This window comes from Leifsonia sp. 71-9, assembly GCF_001898805.1.
Taxonomy (GTDB): domain Bacteria; phylum Actinomycetota; class Actinomycetes; order Actinomycetales; family Microbacteriaceae; genus Leifsonia.
Window position 1 is genome coordinate 166,761 of sequence record NZ_MKVJ01000022.1, and the last position, 17,428, is coordinate 184,188.

At 70.6% G+C, this 17,428-nt stretch carries 15 protein-coding genes and 1 pseudogene; 7 read left to right on the top strand and 9 right to left on the bottom strand.

The genetic code is table 11. The annotated features are described in order from the left end of the window. Nucleotides 1-89: 89 nt before the first annotated feature. From BGO91_RS22180 to BGO91_RS20885, 4 genes and pseudogenes are all read right to left on the bottom strand, one after another. Nucleotides 90-404, bottom strand: a pseudogene (locus BGO91_RS22180) (DUF445 family protein); the annotation flags it as partial. Nucleotides 405-472: 68 nt separating this feature from the next. After that, a complete protein-coding gene (locus BGO91_RS20875; RefSeq protein ID WP_290474657.1) occupies nt 473-1,585 on the bottom strand; it encodes an aminopeptidase P family protein in 1,113 nt (370 codons plus the stop codon). 6 nt (nt 1,586-1,591) lie between these two features. Beyond that, nucleotides 1,592-2,749, bottom strand: a complete 1,158-nt coding sequence (locus BGO91_RS20880) for an acyl-CoA dehydrogenase family protein (protein WP_290474658.1) — start codon at nt 2,747-2,749, stop codon at nt 1,592-1,594. 51 nt (nt 2,750-2,800) lie between these two features. Continuing rightward, the gene (locus BGO91_RS20885) at nt 2,801-3,556 is read right to left on the bottom strand and encodes an SDR family NAD(P)-dependent oxidoreductase (RefSeq protein WP_290474659.1); all 756 of its coding nucleotides are present in this window, start codon (nt 3,554-3,556) and stop codon (nt 2,801-2,803) included. 58 nt (nt 3,557-3,614) lie between these two features. Between BGO91_RS20885 and BGO91_RS20890 the strand changes: the two genes are divergently transcribed. Beyond that, on the top strand, nt 3,615-4,217 hold the full coding sequence (locus BGO91_RS20890) for a TetR/AcrR family transcriptional regulator (RefSeq protein ID WP_290474660.1): 603 nt from the start codon (nt 3,615-3,617) through the stop codon (nt 4,215-4,217). Nucleotides 4,218-4,241: 24 nt separating this feature from the next. Beyond that, a complete protein-coding gene (locus BGO91_RS20895) occupies nt 4,242-5,036 on the top strand; it encodes an alpha/beta hydrolase (RefSeq protein ID WP_290474661.1) in 795 nt (264 codons plus the stop codon). Between the two features lie 52 nt (nt 5,037-5,088). On the opposite strand, the gene BGO91_RS20900 is transcribed toward BGO91_RS20895, so the two are convergent. Continuing rightward, complete coding sequence (locus BGO91_RS20900) at nt 5,089-5,688, bottom strand: TetR/AcrR family transcriptional regulator (RefSeq protein WP_290474662.1); 600 nt, start codon at nt 5,686-5,688, stop codon at nt 5,089-5,091. Nucleotides 5,689-5,789: 101 nt separating this feature from the next. On the opposite strand from BGO91_RS20900, the gene BGO91_RS20905 reads away from it, so the two are divergent. Together BGO91_RS20905 and BGO91_RS20910 are read left to right on the top strand one after the other, a co-directional pair. Further along, complete coding sequence (locus BGO91_RS20905) at nt 5,790-6,914, top strand: ABC transporter permease (RefSeq protein WP_290474663.1); 1,125 nt, start codon at nt 5,790-5,792, stop codon at nt 6,912-6,914. A gap of 163 nt (nt 6,915-7,077) precedes the next feature. Beyond that, nucleotides 7,078-8,058: an aldo/keto reductase gene (locus BGO91_RS20910; RefSeq protein ID WP_290474664.1), complete on the top strand. Its 981-nt coding sequence runs from the start codon at nt 7,078-7,080 to the stop codon at nt 8,056-8,058. 55 nt (nt 8,059-8,113) lie between these two features. Here the strand turns inward: BGO91_RS20910 and BGO91_RS20915 are convergent, their stop codons facing one another. Then, nucleotides 8,114-8,818: a hypothetical protein gene (locus BGO91_RS20915; protein ID WP_290474665.1), complete on the bottom strand. Its 705-nt coding sequence runs from the start codon at nt 8,816-8,818 to the stop codon at nt 8,114-8,116. Between the two features lie 323 nt (nt 8,819-9,141). Next, nucleotides 9,142-10,353 carry an MFS transporter gene (locus tag BGO91_RS20920; RefSeq protein ID WP_290474666.1) on the bottom strand — a complete coding sequence of 404 codons (1,212 nt, stop codon included), beginning with the start codon at nt 10,351-10,353 and terminating at the stop codon, nt 9,142-9,144. A gap of 309 nt (nt 10,354-10,662) precedes the next feature. Between BGO91_RS20920 and BGO91_RS20925 the strand changes: the two genes are divergently transcribed. Both BGO91_RS20925 and BGO91_RS20930 read left to right on the top strand, forming a co-directional pair. After that, nucleotides 10,663-13,137 (top strand): ribonucleoside-diphosphate reductase subunit alpha, encoded by a 2,475-nt coding sequence (locus BGO91_RS20925; RefSeq protein ID WP_290474667.1) that lies wholly within the window; start codon nt 10,663-10,665, stop codon nt 13,135-13,137. 126 nt (nt 13,138-13,263) lie between these two features. Beyond that, the gene (locus BGO91_RS20930; RefSeq protein WP_021763909.1) at nt 13,264-14,253 is read left to right on the top strand and encodes a ribonucleotide-diphosphate reductase subunit beta; all 990 of its coding nucleotides are present in this window, start codon (nt 13,264-13,266) and stop codon (nt 14,251-14,253) included. A 111-nt stretch (nt 14,254-14,364) separates the two neighbouring features. Here the strand turns inward: BGO91_RS20930 and BGO91_RS20935 are convergent, their stop codons facing one another. Together BGO91_RS20935 and BGO91_RS20940 are read right to left on the bottom strand one after the other, a co-directional pair. Further along, nucleotides 14,365-15,804, bottom strand: coding sequence for a DHA2 family efflux MFS transporter permease subunit (locus tag BGO91_RS20935; RefSeq protein WP_290474668.1), 1,440 nt, complete (start codon nt 15,802-15,804; stop codon nt 14,365-14,367). 93 nt (nt 15,805-15,897) lie between these two features. Beyond that, nucleotides 15,898-16,449, bottom strand: a complete 552-nt coding sequence (locus BGO91_RS20940) for a TetR family transcriptional regulator (RefSeq protein ID WP_290474669.1) — start codon at nt 16,447-16,449, stop codon at nt 15,898-15,900. 82 nt (nt 16,450-16,531) lie between these two features. Between BGO91_RS20940 and BGO91_RS20945 the strand changes: the two genes are divergently transcribed. Beyond that, a complete protein-coding gene (locus BGO91_RS20945) occupies nt 16,532-17,365 on the top strand; it encodes a sulfurtransferase (RefSeq protein ID WP_290474670.1) in 834 nt (277 codons plus the stop codon). The last annotated feature ends 63 nt before the right edge of the window (nt 17,366-17,428 follow it).

The window sequence follows — 17,428 nt, forward strand, 5'->3', positions numbered from 1 at the left end:
TCGAGCAGCCCGGCCAGCCCGACGATCGCGGCCGAGCCCTCCGCCACGACGCGGCGCGCGTTCTCCGGTTCGGCGAGCCAGCCGCCGATGGCGCCCGCGATGTCGATCGACGCGAGCTTGCCCGCGACGACGTCATCGGCGAGGAAGTTGGTCTCCACGAACTCGCCGAGGCTCTCGCCGATCTCGTCCTTGCGGGTCGGGATGATCGCCGTGTGCGGGATGCGCAGGCCGAGGGGATGCCGGAACAGCGCGGTCACGGCGAACCAGTCTGCGAGCGCGCCGACCATGGCCCCCTCCGCGGCCGCCCGCACGTAGCCCAGCCAGGGGTAGCGGTCCTGCAGCGCGAACGCCACCGTGAAGATCACGGCGGCGACGATGAGCAGCGAGGTCGCGAGGAGCTTCATCCGCCGCAGGGCGCGCCGCCGTTCGGCATCGTGCTCCGCCGCGGGGGTGAGGACCTCGGGTGCGGGCGTCACTGGACCAGGTGCAGTTCGCGACTCGTGTTGTTCAGCCGGTGCGCGCCGTCCTCCGCCGCGACCACGATGTCCTCGATGCGCACGCCGAACCGCCCGGGCAGGTAGATCCCCGGCTCGATCGAGAAGCACATCCCGGCCTCGATCGGCAGCTCCTCGCCCTCGACGAGGTAGGGCGGCTCGTGCGTGGTGGTGCCGATGCCGTGTCCGACCCGGTGGATGAAGAAGTCGCCGTATCCCGCATCCCGGATGACGGCCCGCGCGACGCGGTCGATCTCCTGCAGCGGGACACCGACGGCGACGGACTCGAACGCCGCCTGCTGGGCGCGCTTCACGATCTCGAAGACCTCGTGCTCCTCGTCGGTCGGCTCGCCGACGTGCACCGTGCGCGTGGTGTCGGACCCGTAGCCGTCCATCAACCCGCCGAAGTCGAGCACGACAATGTCGCCCTCGGCGATCGTGCGGTCGCCGGCCTCGTGGTGCGGGTTGGCGCCGTTCGGGCCGGAGCCGACGACGGTGAAGTCGACCTGGGAGTGGCCGTGCTCGCGCAGCAGGCGGTCGAGGTCGGCCGCGACCTCGAGCTCGGTGCGCCCGGCGAAGCGGACGCCGAGGATGTCCTCGAAGGTCGCGTCGGCCGCAGCGCCCGCAGCGGCGAGCCGGTCGATCTCATCGGCGTCCTTCACCGCCCGCAGCATCGGCAGGGCGCGCGAGAAGGCCGCGAACCGCGCCTCCGGGAGCTTCTGCTGCAGGCCCAGGAGGTGCATCGCCCAGAGCGCGTCCGACACCGCGTAGCGGCCGGAGGGCTCGAGCAGCGCCGCGGTCGGCACGTACTCGTCCTCCCCGTCCGACCAGTCGACGATGTGGAAGGCACCGGTCGCGCGCGTCGCCGCAGCGCTGTCGTGCTCGAGCACGGGCACGATCATCGTCGGCTCGCCCTCCGCCGGGACGACGAGGAGCGTGATGCGCTCGGTCGTCGCGATCGGGAGGTAGTCGGCGAAGTAGGCGAGGTCGGGGCCCGGGGCGACGAGCAGGGCGTCGAACCCGGCGACCCGGGCCTGTGCGGCTCCCCGCCGGAGCCGCTCGGTGAAGTGCTGCGCGGTGAGCTGCTGCATGGCCGGTCAGCTCTCCGCCGGGCCGAGCCAGGCGTTCGCCACGGTGTTGTGGGCGGACTCGGCGTCGGAGGGATGGAAGATGCCCGCCAGCACGTCGCGGTAGAGCCGACCGAGCTCGTTCCCGGAGAAGTAGGTCGAGCCTCCCGAGACCCGGATCGCCTGGTCGACCACGCGCCGGGCCGTCTCGGTCGCGCGGACCTTGAGCCCGACGAGCTTCGGGAACCAGAGCGCGCCATGGTTCGCCTGGGTGTCGATGTCGCGGGCGAGCGCGTCGAGCTGCGGGAGGAGCGCGTCCTGGTCGATCGCCGCCTCGGCCACACGCCAGCGGATGTCCGGATCGCTCGCGTAGCTGCGGCCGCCGTCCTTCAGGCTGGTGCGCCGGTGGGCGGCGGCGACGGCGAGGTCGAGCGCGCGGGCGCCGATGCCGGTGTAGACCGACGCGAGCAGGATCTCGAAGTTGGCGAAGATCGCGAAGACCAGCGGGTCCGGGTTGGGGCCGGGGTCCAGCCTCCGCACGATCCGGTCGGCGGGGGAGCGGGCGCCGTCGAGGATCGTCGTGCGGCTCTGCGTGGCGCGCATCCCGATGGTGTCCCAGTCGTCGCGGATCTCGAAGCCGCCGCCGTCGCGGTCGACGAAGCCGTAGACGATCTTGGGGCCGTCGGGGCTCGTCGCGTCGAGCCCCATGGTGCCGAGCCGCGTCCACGCCGGGGAGAGGGAGGTGAAGATCTTGCGGCCGTGGAAGGTGTACGAGCCGTCGTCCGCGGGCCGCGCCTCCGTCGTCGAGCCGAACAGCACGAGGTCGTTGCCCGCCTCGCTGAGGCCGAAGGCGAACACCTCGCCCGCGCCGGCCTCCCGGAGCACGAAGTCGAGGGAGTCGTCACCGCGGTCGTGCAGCGTCTTCGCGATGCCCGTCCAGACCAGGTGCATGTTGACCGCGAGGGCGGTCGCCGGGGCGGCGCCGGCCAGGCGCACCTGCAGGCGGGCGGTCTGCTCGAGGCCGAGACCCAGGCCGCCGAACTCGACGGGCACCAGCGCACGCAGGTACCCGAGTTCGACCAGCTCGGCGAAGTCCTCGTCGAAGAAGCGGTTCTCGGCGTCGTAGACGGCCGCACGGCCCCGGAACCGCTCCAGGAGGTCGTCGCCCAACAGCTCGTGCTCGGTCACGCTCCTCAGCCTAGGGGAGCGCGACCGTGCACGATACGGGCTGTCGCCCGGTCACTGAGCGGTGTAGCCGCCGTCCACCAGGTGGTAGCTGCCGGTGATGAAGCTCGCGGCGTCGGAGGCGAGGAACGCGACCAGGGAGGCGACCTCCTCCGGCTCGCCGAGGCGGCCGAGGGCGTGCTTGCCCTCGAGGAACGCCAGCGCGTCGGCGGAGAGGTTGGCCTCCACGAGCGGCGTGCGGATGAAGCCGGGGCCGACCGCGACGACGCGCACCTTGTCGGCGGCGTACTCGAGCGCGGCGTTCTGCGTGAGGCCGAGCAGGGCGTGCTTGGCGGTCACGTAGGCCGACGAGTTCGCGAAGCCGACGCTGCCCAGGATGGACGCCATGTTGACGATCGCGCCGCCGCCGTTCGCGGCCATGGCCTTCAGCTGCGGCTGCATCCCGTAGAACACGGCGTTGAGGTTGACCTCGATGACCTTGCGCCAGCTGTCGAGCGAGTAGTCGCCGACGGTGGCGGCCTCGCCACCGATGCCCGCGTTGTTGACCGCGATCCCCAGCGGCGCCAGAGCGTTCGCCGCGGCGACGCTCGCCTCGCCGAACGCGGGGTCGGTCACATCGCCGGCGAGAGCGGCGGCCTTTCCGCCCGCGGCCTCGATCTCGGCCACGACCGCCTGCGCGTGCTCCTCGTTCAGGTCGGTGACGAGGACGGCTGCGCCACTCGCCGCCAGAGTGAGCGCCACGGCGCGCCCGATGCCCGAGCCGCCTCCGGTCACGATCGCGGACCGGTCGGCGACGTCGTACTGAGCCATGAAAATCTCCCTTCAGATATCCGACACCTGTCGGATAACTCCATTGTACGATCGAAAAGTGGATGCACGCCAGGAGAAGACCCTCGGCCGCTTGACGGCGGCCATCCTCGATCTCGCGACGGCCGGACCGGTCGCCGACGTGTCGGTCTCCGCGCTGGCGACGGCGGCGGGCGTCCACCGCTCGACCGTCTACACGTACGCTGCGTCGCCCGTCGACCTGCTCCAGCGCGTGCTGCGCACCGAGCTCGACGAACTGCGCGCAGCGTACCTCGTGGACATCGCCCCGGAGGATGCGGCCGCCGCCGTGCGCGGCGTGACGCGCGCGGTGCTCCAGCACGTGGATGCGCACGACGTGATCTACCGCCGCGGGCTCGGCGCCGAGAGCGGCAGCTCCAGCCTCCACGCCCTCCTGAGCGAGCACTTCGAGGGCTCCATCGAGCTGCTGCTCGACCAGCACAGCGTCGACGTGCCCGCGGCCGACGACGTCCAGCGGCGCACCATCGCGCGCTACCTCGCCGACGGGACCATCGGCGCGATCGACGTCTGGCTGAGCCGGCCGCGGCCGCGGGACGTGGACGGCCTGCTCGACCTCATCGGGCGGCTCACCCCGGCGTGGTGGCCCGACCGGCCGGTGCCGCCGCGCGACTCCCCAGCCTCCTGAGAGGCCCGCACGGATAATGGAGGCATGGGCCGGCTGCGCGACACCCTCGACCGTTGGTTCCGCCGCGCCCCGCTCCTCAACGTCGCCGGCGACGAGGGAGAGGGGCCGGTCGTCGTCCTCGTGCACGGCATCGCGTCGTCCTCGGTGACCTTCCAGAACCTCGTCCCGCTGCTCGAGCCGAACCACCGGGTCATCTCGATCGACATCCTCGGCTTCGGCCGCTCGCCGGCCCCGGAGGATGCGCGGTACACGCTCGAGGAGCACGTCGACGCCTTGCACCGCACCCTGCGCTCGCTGCGGCTCCGCGCGCCGTTCGTGCTCGTCGGCCACTCGCTCGGCAGCCTGATCGTCGCGCGCTACGCCGCCGACCATCCCGCCGCCCTCACTCGGCTCGTGCTGGTCGGGCCGCCAGTCTACGGGCCTCCCGCCGCCATCGGTGACCGCCGCGTCCGCACTCGGGTCAGCGCCTACCTGCGCGCCTACGAGTTCCTGCGGGCGAACAAGGAGTTCACCATGCGCAACGCCACCATCCTGGCCCGGACGCTGCCCATCAAAGGGGTCTTCGAGATCACCGAGCGCAACTGGACGCCGTTCGTCCGCTCGCTCGAGAACTGCATCGAGCAGCAGACCGTCGTCAGCGATCTCGCCCGGGTGCGCGTTCCGGTGCACGTCGTCTACGGGACGCTGGACGCCTTCATCGCGCCGGGCAGCCTCGCGGTGGTCGAGGCGCTGCGCAACGTGACCATGCACCGGGTGGAGGCGAACGACCACATCATCCGCAAGCGGCTCGCGCGGGTGGTCGCCACGGCGTGCGGGTGAGGCGGGTGCGGGGTACGCGGTGCGGGTGGTCGGGCCGGACGCGTGATCCGCGTCAGTCGGTCGGCAGCGCGATCGCGTCGATGGCGGCGAGGTAGGCCGCTCCGTCGAAGCCCGTGAACAGCGAGGACTGCGTGACGTAGCCGTGCACGAGGCCGACGTAGATGCTCACATAGCGCTGGGCCAGCGTCGCGGCATGGTCCGCATCCACGCCGTGAGCGCTCGCGTACCAGTGGGTCAGGTAGTCGCGGAGCATCCCGGTGATCCGGTCGCCGATCTCGGCCGCCACCGTGGCGAGCTCGGGATTGATCGGCACCTGGCCCCAGACCTGGAGCAGCAGCTGCAGCTCGCCGACCTGCTCCGTGAGGCCGGAGACCAGCAGGCGGACGACGTCGCCGGGTGAGGGGATGGGGTCGCTGTCCCGCGCTGTCGCGATGTCGAAGAACCGCGCGTCCATGATCTCGGCGACCGCGAGGCGGATCAGCTCGTCCTTGCTCTTGTAGTGGCCGTAGATCGCGCCGGCCGAGAGCCCGGACTCCTCGATGATGTCGGCCATCGACGTCGCGGCGAAGCCCGAGCGGGCGAAGCGGCGGAGGGCAGCGCGAGTGATCTGCTCCCGACGGGCCTTGCGGTGCTCCTCGGTGACCTTCGGCATCGGTGCCTCCTCCCGCGCTGTCAAAACGAATGCTCGTTCTTGACAATAGCGGACCGGAGGCTCACTATAAAGAACGATCATTCGTTTTTATTGGAGGCGTCATGTCCCGCAGCACCCTCACCCCGCACACGCCCTGGCTGCGCTCGGTCCTCCTGGCCGTCGGCGCCGCCGTCGCCGTCCTCATCGTCGTCCTCGCCTTCCTCTGGCCGACGATGACCTCCACGGTGAAGGACCTCCCCGTCGCCGTGGCCGGAAACTCGGCCGCCGCCGCGCAGGTCGAGAAGCAGCTCGCCTCCTCCGCGCACGGCGTCTTCGACCTGACGACGGTCGCCTCCCGGGGCGACGCCGTGCACCTCATCCGCACGCGCGCCGTCGACGGAGCGATCGTGCTCGGCGACCGGCCGGAGGTGCTCACCGCCTCCGCGAACGGCGCCGCGGTCAGCCAGCTGCTCGGCCAGGTCGCCGCGACCATCCAGAAGCAGGCGAACGCGCAGGCCTCCGCCGCGGTCGCCCAGGCCGTGGCCGCTGGGCAGGCGCCGGCAGGCACCGTCGCGCCCACCATCACGGTCGCCGTCACCGACGTCGTTCCCCTCGCCTCGACCGACGCCCGCGGACTCGGGCTCTCGGCGGCCTCCTTCCCGCTCGTCCTCGGCGGGATGCTCGGCGGCGTCCTGATCGCGCTCCTCGTGGCCGGCAGCTGGCGACGGCTCACCGCGGTGGTCGTCTACGCCGTCGCGGGCGGACTCGGCGTCGCCGCCGTGCTGCAGGCCGGATTCGGCATCCTCCAGGGCGACTACGCCCTCAACGCCCTGGCCGTCGGCCTCTCGATGTTCGCCACCGCCGCCTTCATCGTCGGGATGAACGCGCTCATCGGCACGGCGGGCATCCCTGTCGGCGCCGTGCTGACCATCCTCGTCGGCAACCCCCTGTCGGCCGCCGCCCAGCCGATGCAGTTCATCGCCGGACCGTGGGGCGAGATCGGGCAGTGGTTCGTGCCCGGCGCCTCGGTCACCCTCCTGCGCGACCTGTCGTACTTCCCCGACGCCGACGCGAGCGGCTCGTGGCTCATCCTCCTCGGCTGGGCGGTGCTCGGACTGATCGGGATGACCGTCGGGCACTTCCGCAACCAGCGGGTCGTCGCTGCGGCCGCGCCGGGCTCCGCGGAAACCGGTGAGGCCGAGCGGGCGGCGTCCGTCGAGCCGGCCGGTGCCGCGGTCCCCGTCTGAGGGGTGGTCCGGCGGCGTGGGAGGTCCTGCGGGAGGCGGGCCTGTTTGAGGTGGACCGACTGAAGGCGGGTCGGCTGGACGTGGGCGGGCCGGAGGCGGGCCGACGGGAGCTGGTCCGGCGGGAAGCGGGCCCGGCGCTGACCGACCCGGATAGGGTGGGCGCATGGAGCAACGGACCCTGGGCAGGACCGGCCGCGAGGTCTCGGTCGTCGGACTCGGAACCTGGCAGCTCGGCGCCGACTGGGGCGACGTGCGCGAAGAGGATGCCTTCGAGGTCCTCGACGCGGCGACCGCGGCCGGCGTCACCTTCTTCGACACGGCCGACGTCTACGGCGACGGGCGCAGCGAGCAGCTCATCGGCCGGTTCCGGGCGGCCCGTCCCGATCTCCCGCTGACCGTCGCCACCAAGATGGGTCGCCGGGAGGCGCAGGACCCCGCGAACTTCACCCTCGCGAAGTTCCGCGAGTGGACCGACCGCTCGCGCCGCAACCTCGGCGTCGACACACTCGACCTCGTCCAGCTCCATTGCCCGCCCACCCCCGTCTTCTCGAACGACGCCGTGTACGACGCGCTCGACACCCTGGTCGCCGACGGCGCCATCGCGAACTACGGCGTCAGCGTCGAGACCTGCGACGAGGCGCTCGCCGCGATCGCTCGCCCGGGCACGGCCAGCGTCCAGATCATCCTCAACGCGTTCCGCCTCAAGCCTCTCGATCAGGTGCTGCCCGCGGCGCGCGCGGCCGGCGTCGGGATCATCGCCCGCGTTCCGCTCGCCTCCGGGCTGCTCACCGGCCGCTACACCGAGCAGACCGAGTTCTCGGCCGACGACCACCGCTCCTACAACCGCAACGGCGAGGCCTTCGACGTGGGGGAGACCTTCTCCGGCGTCGACTACGCCGAGGGCGTGCTCGCCGCGCGCGAGTTCGCCGCGCTCACCCCCGAAGGCTTCACCCCCGCGCAGACCGCCCTCGCCTGGATCATCGGCCAGCCCGGCGTCTCCACCGTCATTCCCGGCGCCCGCTCCGCCGAGCAGGCCCGCGCCAACGCCGAGGCCGCCCGCTTCCCGCACCTCCCCGACCTCGACCCCGCCGTCCACGCCATCTACGACACCCACTTCCGCCCCACCATCCACCCCCGCTGGTAGCCCCCCGCCCCCGCCCCGTGCCGCGAGACGTGAGTAGTTGTGGGTTCGCGGGGCTTCACACCCACGAGTTGTCACGTTTCGCGAGGAGTTTTCGCATGCGCGTGAGGAGCGCGGCGGGCTCGTGGAGGTCGGACGCGGTCACGCGGACCATCCGCCAGCCGAGATCCTCCACGCGCTCCCGCCGCCGGAGGTCCTTCATCCACACCTGTCGGTCGACGCGATGGATGTCGCCCTCGTACTCGAGCGCGACCCGCTCGATGGGATAGGCGAGATCGGCCCGAGCGAGGGCCGTCCCGGCGCGGTCGAGCAGCGTGAAGTTCACTGCGGGCTCGGGAAGCCCCGCGTCGGTGAGGAGCAGGCGCAGCCGTGACTCGCCGGGAGAGTCGACGCCGGTCCGGATGGCTGGGAGCTGGGCTCGGGCGTGCTTCACTCCGCGACGCCCTGGCGAGGCCGCCACGATCGCCTCGAGGTGATCTCGCGTCGTCCACGGTGCCGTCCCCGAGACCAGGTAGTCGGCCACGGCGATCGACGAGGGGCGATCCAGCAGTGGCACCAGATCGAGCCATGTCTGCGCAGGAGAGGTCACCGGCAGGTCGCCGACCAGGGTCGGCGACCAGGCCGCGATCGTGTGGGAGCGGATGCCCGCGATCTGCGGTGACCGCTCGCCCGCCGGGACGCTGACGTGGAGCGCGTCGTCCTCCTCGCAGCGGCGCGGCAGCGGGGCGCCGAAGAGCCGCGCCGCCGTGACATGACTGAACACGATGCGCTCGTCCCGGTGGCAGAGCAGGGCTGCGCAGCGCTCGTGAAGCGTCGTCGAGACTGCCGCGATTCGCACTCCGCGCAGGGGCTTGTGCAGATCGGACGCTCGGAGACGCCCCGAGCTCACGCCGCTCCGCAGCGCATCCTGCACGTGGAAGGGCCCGCGGAGTGCCTCCGGGAGGGGTGTGATCCGTACCATCCCCACACCCTGCCCGGACATTCCTCTCGTCCGGTCCCTTATCCACACCCCACTCTCGCGAGAGGTGAGTTGTTGTGGGTGGGGAGCGCCCCACACCCGCAACAACTCACGTCTCGCGGAGCCGATCAGGAGGGTTGGACGGGGACGGGTTCGGTGTCGGGGATGGGGGAGGCGTCGCGGCCGCGGAGGTCGGGGTGGATGCGGTGGGCCAGGGCGGCGACCACGAATCCGACGAGGGCGAAGAGTGCGGCGGCCCAGAAGGCGCCGAGGGCGCCGAAACCGTCGATGAGGAAGCCGGCGAGGGCCGAACCGAGGGCGGCTCCGATGAGCTGGCCGGTGCCGACCCAGCCGTACGCCTCGGCGGTGTCGGAGAACTTCACGCTCGCCGACACGATCGCGAACAGCACCGCGAGGGCCGGCGCGATGCCCACGCCCGCGATGAGCAGGGTGGCCGACAGGGCCCAGGGCGACCACAGCATGAAGCTCGACAGGCTGACGCCGATGAAGACGAGGAGCATGCGCCGGGCGGTGGCCCACGGCCCGATCGGGACGTGCCCGAACGCGAGACCGCCGACGAGCGAGCCGACGGACCAGATGGCGAGGACGATGCCCGAAAGCGGGGAGCCCTCGTCGAAGGTGGCGACGACACCCGCCTCGACGGCGGCGCACGAGCCGATGAGCAGGAAGCCGACGACGGTCGCCAGCAGCACCGGCGGCCGGGTGAGCACGACGCCGAAGCGCCGCTTGCTGCGCGGGATGCGCACCCGCCCGACCTCGGGCGACGCGATGAACCAGAAGCCGCCGAGCAGCATGATCGCAACCGACATCAGGATGCCCTCGACGGTGCCGATCTGGGTGGAGACGAACGTGATCGCCACCGGACCGGCGATCCAGATGATCTCCTGCGCGGAGGCGTCGAGCGAGAAGAGCGGGGTGAGCTGCCGCGAGTTGACCATCTTGGGGTAGATGGTGCGCACGGCCGGCTGGATCGGCGGCATGCTGAGGCCGGCGAAGAAGGCGACGGCCATCGTGACGGGGATGGGCATCACGACGAGGCCGATCACGGCGACGGCGGCGGCGCAGAAGGCGAGCGTCGTCCACAGCACGACGCGCATCCCGAGCACGCCCATGAGTCGGCTCGTCATCGGGCCGGCGATGGCCTGGCCGATGCTCATGGCGGCGAGGACGAGACCGGCGGCCCCGTAGGAGTGGTGGACGCGCTCGATGTGCAGCAGGAAGGCGAGCGAGAGCATGCCGAAGGGGAACCGCGCCGTCAGCTGGGCGGCGATGATCCGCGCGACGCCGGGGGTCTTCAGAAGGCTCGAGTAACTGCTCACAATCCGATCACTCTATCGGGAGGGAACGACGTTCCACGAGGGTCCACGGCCGGTGCACCACCCGCGTTCGGGGCTGTGGAAATGTGTATAACTCATGCACATCTGTGGACGACACGCCCACTAGATGTGGGGGGATGGAAATGTCGGCACCCCGCTATATAGTGGTCAAACACGGATCGCCGCAGCACACGGAAATCGTCCTGCTGCGGCTCGATCCACGGGGAAACAGCGCCGGACCAGCCCTTCGAGGGAGCCGGTGCACGACCATGCCGCCACTCGGGTTGACGGCAGTGCGAAGAGGGAGAGAACGTGCCAATCACCGTCGTGAAGCGGAATGGCGAGCGCGAGCCGTACGACGCCAACAAGATCAACCTGGCCATCGAGACGGCGGCCCAGGGCCTGGACGACAACATCACGTGGGTCACCCAGATCGCGAGCGAGCTCGAGCTCACTCTCTTCGACGGCATCACCACGCAGCAGCTCGACGAGGCGGTCATCCAGGTCGCCCTCCAGAACGTCAAGGACGACCCGGCGTTCGACACCGTCGCCGCGCGCCTCCTCCTCAAGACGATCTACAAGCGCGTGCTCGGCGACTACGCCGACTTCGACGAGCTCGTCTCCCTGCACAGCTCGCACTTCCGCGCGTACATCGAGCGGGGCGTCTCCGAGACCCTCCTCGACTCCCGCTTCACCCAGCTCTTCGACCTCGACCGTCTCTCCGTCGCGCTCGACCCGTCCCGCGACGAGCTGCTCAAGTACATCGGCGTCGTCACCCTCAACAACCGCTACGGCATCAAGGCCCGCAACGGCGACTCGCTCGAGGTGCCCCAGTACTTCTGGATGCGCATCGCGATGGGCCTCTCGCTCAACGAGGCCGACCCGACCAGCCACGCGCTCGCCTTCTACGAGAAGATGTCGAAGCTCGAGTACCTGGCGGCGGGCTCCACGCTCGTCAACGCCGGCACCGCCTACCCGCAGCTCTCCAACTGCTTCGTCATGGAGATGCAGGACGACATCGAGCACATCGCCAAGTCGGTGCGCGACGTCATGTGGCTCACCAAGGGCACCGGCGGCATCGGCCTCTCGGTCACCAAGCTGCGCGCCCAGGGCTCGCCCATCCGCTCCAACAACACGACCTCCACCGGCCCGATCCCGTTCATGCACACGATCGACTCGGTGCTGCGTGCGGTGAGCCGCGGCGGCAAGAAGTTCGGCGCCCTGTGCTTCTACATGGAGAACTGGCACATGGACTTCCCGGAGTTCCTGGACCTGCGCCAGAACTCGGGCGACCCCTACCGCCGCACGCGCACCGCCAACACCGCGGTGTGGATCAGCGACGAGTTCATGAAGCGCGTCCAGAACGACCAGGACTGGTACCTGTTCGACCCGCTGGAGGTCTCCGACCTCAACGAGCTCTACGGCAAGGAGTTCTCGGAGCGCTACCAGCACTACATCGACGAGGCCGAGGCCGGCCGCATCGTGATGTTCAAGAAGATGAGCGCGCGCGCCCAGTTCAAGGACATCCTGATGAGCCTCCAGACCACCAGCCACCCGTGGCTGACCTGGAAGGACACGATCAACAACCGTGCCCTCAACAACAACACCGGCACCATCCACCTGTCGAACCTGTGCACCGAGATCACGCTGCCGCAGGACCGCGACAACGTCTCGGTCTGCAACCTGGCGTCGATCAACCTCTCCCGTCACATCGTCGACGGCAAGATGGACTTCGCCCGCATCGAGGAGAGCGCCCGCCAGGCGGTGCGCCAGCTGGACAACCTCATCGACATCACCGTGTCGAGCGTCGACGAGGCCGACTTCTCGAACCAGCAGAACCGCGCCATCGGTCTCGGCGTGATGGGCTTCACCGACATCGTCGAGCGCCTCGGCCTCAGCTACGAGAGCGAGGAGGCGTACGCCCTGATCGACGAGATCATGGAGCACGTCTCGTACGCGGCGATCGACGAGAGCGCCGACCTGGCCCAGGAGCGCGGCGCGTACCCGAACTTCGAGGGCTCGCGCTGGTCGAAGGGCCTCGTGCCCTACGACTCGATCGCCCTCACCGAGGCCGACCGCGGCATCCCGATCACCGTGGACCGCACCATCCGCCTCGACTGGGACCGCCTGCGCGAGAAGGTCAAGGGGGGCATGCGCAACGCCACCCTGATGGCGATCGCCCCGACCGCGTCGATCGGCCTCGTCGCCGGCACGACCCCCGGCTTCGACCCGCAGTTCTCGCAGATCTTCAGCCGGTCCACCTCGTCGGGCAAGTTCCTCGAGGTCAACCGCAACCTGGTCGCCGCGCTCCAGGAGCGTGGCCTGTGGGAGGACGTGCGCGAGTCCATCCTCCGTTCGCAGGGCGACATCCAGGGCATCGAGGCGATCCCGGACGAGGTCAAGGCGACGTTCAAGACGAGCTTCCAGCTCTCGCCGCACGCCTTCATCGAGGTCGCGGCCCGCGCCCAGAAGTGGATCGACCAGGCCATCAGCCGCAACATGTACCTGGAGACCCGGGACATCGGCGACATGATGGACATCTACTACGCGGCCTGGGAGAAGGGCGTCAAGACGACGTACTACCTCCACATGAAGCCGCGTCACCAGGCCGAGCAGTCGACGGTCAAGGTCAACAAGTCCGAGGAGATCTCGGGCGGCCGCAAGGGCTTCGCGACCGTCGGCGCCGGTGCGCCGGCCGCCGCGGCCGAGCCCGCCGCCGCTCCGGCTCCCGCCGCACCCGCTCGCCGCGGGTTCGGCTTCGGAGGTCTCTCGGGAGGTGACAAGTAATGAACACCGCCACCAAGATCGAGGAGTACTACGTGCCGGTCGACCCGATGGACGACCTGCAGTGCGAGTCCTGCCAGTAATCACGCACTGCGCGCGCCGTCGAGTCTGAAGAGGAGAAACAGAACTATGGGCATCCTGGGTACCGGGATCGAAGAGGGCCTGCTGCTCAAGCCGGTGAAGTACCAGTGGGCGATGGACCTGTACGACCAGGCCGTCGCGAACACCTGGTTCCCGAACGAGATCCAGCTCGGTGAGGACATCGCCGACTTCAAGAAGATGACCGACGAGGAGCGTCACGCGGTCACCTTCCTGATGAGCTACTTCAACCCGAACGAGCTCCTCGTCAACAAGGCGCTCGCGTTCGGTGTCTACCCCTACATCAACGCGGCCGAGGCGCACCTCTACCTCGCCAAGCAGATGTGGGAGGAGGCGAACCACTGCATGTCGTTCGAGTACGTCCTCGAGACGTTCCCGATCGACCGCGAGCAGGCCTACAACTCCCACGTCGACGTTCCGTCGATGGCCCGCAAGGAGGAGTTCGAGGTCCAGTTCATCAAGCGGATGACCGAGCAGACCCTCGACATCACGACGACCGAGGGCAAGCAGGACTTCATCCGCAACCTCGTCGCGTACAACGTGATCCTCGAGGGCATCTGGTTCTACTCGGGCTTCATGGTCGCGCTCTCGTTCCGTCAGCGGAACCTGCTGCGCAACTTCGGTTCGCTGATCGACTGGGTGGTGCGCGACGAGTCGCTGCACCTGAAGTTCGGCATCAACCTCATCCTCACGGTCCTCGAGGAGAACCCCGACCTGCAGACGCCGGAGTTCGCGAACGAGATCCGCCAGATGATCCTCGACGCCGTCGAGATGGAGGAGCAGTACAACCGCGACCTCCTGCCGGGCGGCATCCTGGGCCTCAACGCGAACTACATCAACCAGTACGTCCGCTACCTGGCCGACCGTCGTCTGGAGGAGCTGGGCTTCGAGGCCGAGTACAAGGTCTCCAACCCGGCGAAGTGGATGGCCACGGCCAACGACACGCTCGAGCTGGTCAACTTCTTCGAGTCGACCAACACCTCGTACGAGTCGAACGCGAAGGCGTCCACCGGACACTGACGCACTCGCGCGCAGGCGCACGCGCGCCGAAACGCACACGCCGAAGGGGCGGACCGGATACATCCGGTCCGCCCCTTCGGCGTTGCGGCGGTCAGCGCCGGTCAGCGCCGGTCAGCGGCGAGCCCGCAGGAGCACCGTCACGCCGGCGCCGGCGACCGCGAGCGCGGCCACGCCGAGGAAGAGCAGCTGGAATCCGCCCGCCGTCGCGTCCGCCGGTGCGGATCCCGAGGCCACGAGCGACGCCGTCTGGGCCGCCGCGATCCCGCCGAGCACGGCCAGGCCGAGGGCGCCGCCGATCTGCTGGCTGGTGTTCACCAATCCACTCGCGAGCCCCGACTCGGCCTCGCCCACTCCGCGCACGGCGAGCTGCGTGGCGGTCACGAACGTCGCCCCGAGGGCGACCCCGATGACGACGCTCGGGAGGATGAAGCCGGTCACGAGCCCGCTCCGTCCGGCCAGGGCGAACCAGACGACGCCCACCGCCAGCAGCACGAGCGCGCCGACCAGGGTCGGCCGGAGCCCGGCCCGCGCCACGACCGCCGGGATGCCGCCCGCCACCGCGACGAGGGCGAGCGCGAGGGGCAGCTGGCTCAGTCCGGCACTGAGGGCGTCGAGCCCGAGCACCTCCTGCAGGTACACCGAGAGCGCGAAGAACAGCGCGACGGTCGACCCGCCGACGAGCAGCATGGCCACGTTGCCCGCGGCGGCGTCCCGATTGCGGAAGAACCCGAACGGGAGCAGCGGATGCGCGACGCGGCGCTCCACGAGGACGAACGCCGCGAGCAGCACTACGGCGCCGGCCGCGAGGGCGATGACGATCGGGTGCGTCCAGCCCAGGACCCCTCCCTCGCTCAGGGCGGCCACGGCCGCCGCGAGGCCGAGGGTCGCCGTGACGGCGCCGGCCAGGTCGATCCGCTGACCGCTCGTGCGCGGGTCGCGGGAGAGCAGGCGCGGCAGCACGAGGACGACCGCGATCCCGATGGGGACGTTGACGAAGAACACCGACGGCCAGCCGAACGAGGCCGTGAGCACGCCGCCCAGGAGCACACCGGCGGCGCTCCCCATCCCGGCGACCGCGCCCCACACGCCGAGCGCCTTGCCACGTGCGGCGCCGTCGGGGAAGAGGAGCGTGAGCAGAGCGAGCGCGGCCGGGGCCAGGAGGGCGGCGAACCCGCCCTGCAGGGCACGGGCGGCCAGCAGCATCCCACCGCTCGGCGCGAGTCCGGCGAGCAGCGACGCAGCGGCGAACCCGGTCACGCCGACGAGGAAGACGCGGCGGTGGCCGAAGCGGTCGGCGAGCCGGCCGCCCAGCAGGAGCAGGCCGCCGAACGGCAGCACGTACGCGGTCACGACCCAGGTGAGGGCGGAGGTGTCGAGCTGGAGGGCGGCGCCCACGCTGGGGAGGGCGATGTTCACGATCGACGCGTCCAGGATGACGAGGAACTGCGCGAAGGCGAGCACCGTCAGGGCCCACCACGGATGGGCGGACCGGGCCGGAGGCGTGGATCCGACGGACGATGCCGAGGCGTCTGTGCCGGTGGAGGTGACCATGAGGGCGATCCTTTCACTGTGAGTGATCAATCAATCACTCTTGAGGGGTGGAGCAACGGGTGGTCGGGCGAGGAGGGAAGCGGGCCGGCTCCGTCAGGGGTGACGGATGCCGCGGGTGAGCGTGCGCGCCCACTCGTCGGGGAGGTCGTCGAGACCGAGGGTCACCGTGAGGTGGCACAACTGCCCCCATGCGATGAAGTGCTGGATGGCGGCGCCGTCCGCGCCCGAGCGCGTGGCGGCGAACCGCGTCACTCGCGCGAGGCCGCGGCGCAGCGCGTCGTGGATCTCCGGCACGTCGGCCGCGGATTGCGCGTGCACCTGCAGCATGAGGAGCGAGCGGTCGGCGATCAATTCGGCGTAGGCGAGGCCCATGGCGTCCAGGATCTCGTCCGGGGTGCCGTCGGAGACCGTGCGCGCTCCGCGTTCGAGGGCCTCCTCGATGAGCTCGAAGCAGCGGTCGAGGGCGGCGACGAAGAGGCTCTCCTTGCCGGGGAACAGTTTGAAGACGTACGCGGGGGAGATGTCGGCATCCGTCGCGACGGCGGCGATGGGCGTGCCGAGGTAGCCGGTGCGGGCGAAGGCGGTGATCGCGCTGGCGAGCACCGCCTCGCGGCGGTCGTCGGCGGTGGAGAGTGTTCGTGCCATGTGAGTGACTGTACACTCACTCTTTCGCAAAGCACAACCCACACACGCCCGATGGTCGGGGCGTGGATGCGAGAATCGGCTCATGCGCCCTCTCGTCTCCGCCTCCGACCTCGCCGCCGAACTGGCCTCCTCCACCCCTCCGCGACTGCTCGACGTCCGGTGGATACTGGGCGGACCTCCCGGGGCCGAGGAGTTCGAGCGGGGCCACATTCCCGGAGCGGTATACGTCGATCTCGACACCGAGCTCGCCGGCCATGGCGCGCCGACGGACGGACGGCATCCGCTGCCCGACGAGGACGAGTTCCAGGCCGCCGCGCGCCGGTGGGGGCTCGACGACGGGGACGCGGTCGTCGTGTACGACGACGTCTCCGGCACTTCCGCCTCCCGCGCATGGTGGCTGCTCCGTCACGCGGGTGTGAGCAGCGTCCGCGTGCTCGACGGCGGTCTCGCCGCGTGGAGGGCGGCCGGGGGCGCCGTCGAGACCGGGGCGTCCGTCCCGGAGCCGGGAGGCGTCTCGCTCGCCTTCGGCAGTCTCCCGACCATCGACGCGGATCGTGCGGCGGACTTCCCGGCCGGCGGCGTGCTCCTCGACGCCCGTGCGGGGGAGCGGTTCCGCGGGGAGGTCGAGCCCGTCGATCCGCGCGCCGGCCACATCCCGGGCGCGCGGAGCGCTCCCACCGTGGACTCGCTCGACGCCGAGGGCCTGCTCCTGCCGCCCGACCGGCTCGCCGAGCGTTTCGCCGCGTTCGGCGCCGTGCCCGGTGCGGCGGTCGCCGTCTACTGCGGCTCCGGCGTCACGGCCGCCCACACCGTGCTCGCGATGGAGGCCGCCGGCCTGCCGACGCCCGCGCTGTACCCGGGATCGTTCTCCGCCTGGTCCAACGACCCCTCCCGGCCGGTCGCGACCGGGGAGTGAATCCGGGACGGCCGCCCGCGAGGCGACCCGCTCGGTTGTAATACGCGGCAACAGGCGAGCGCC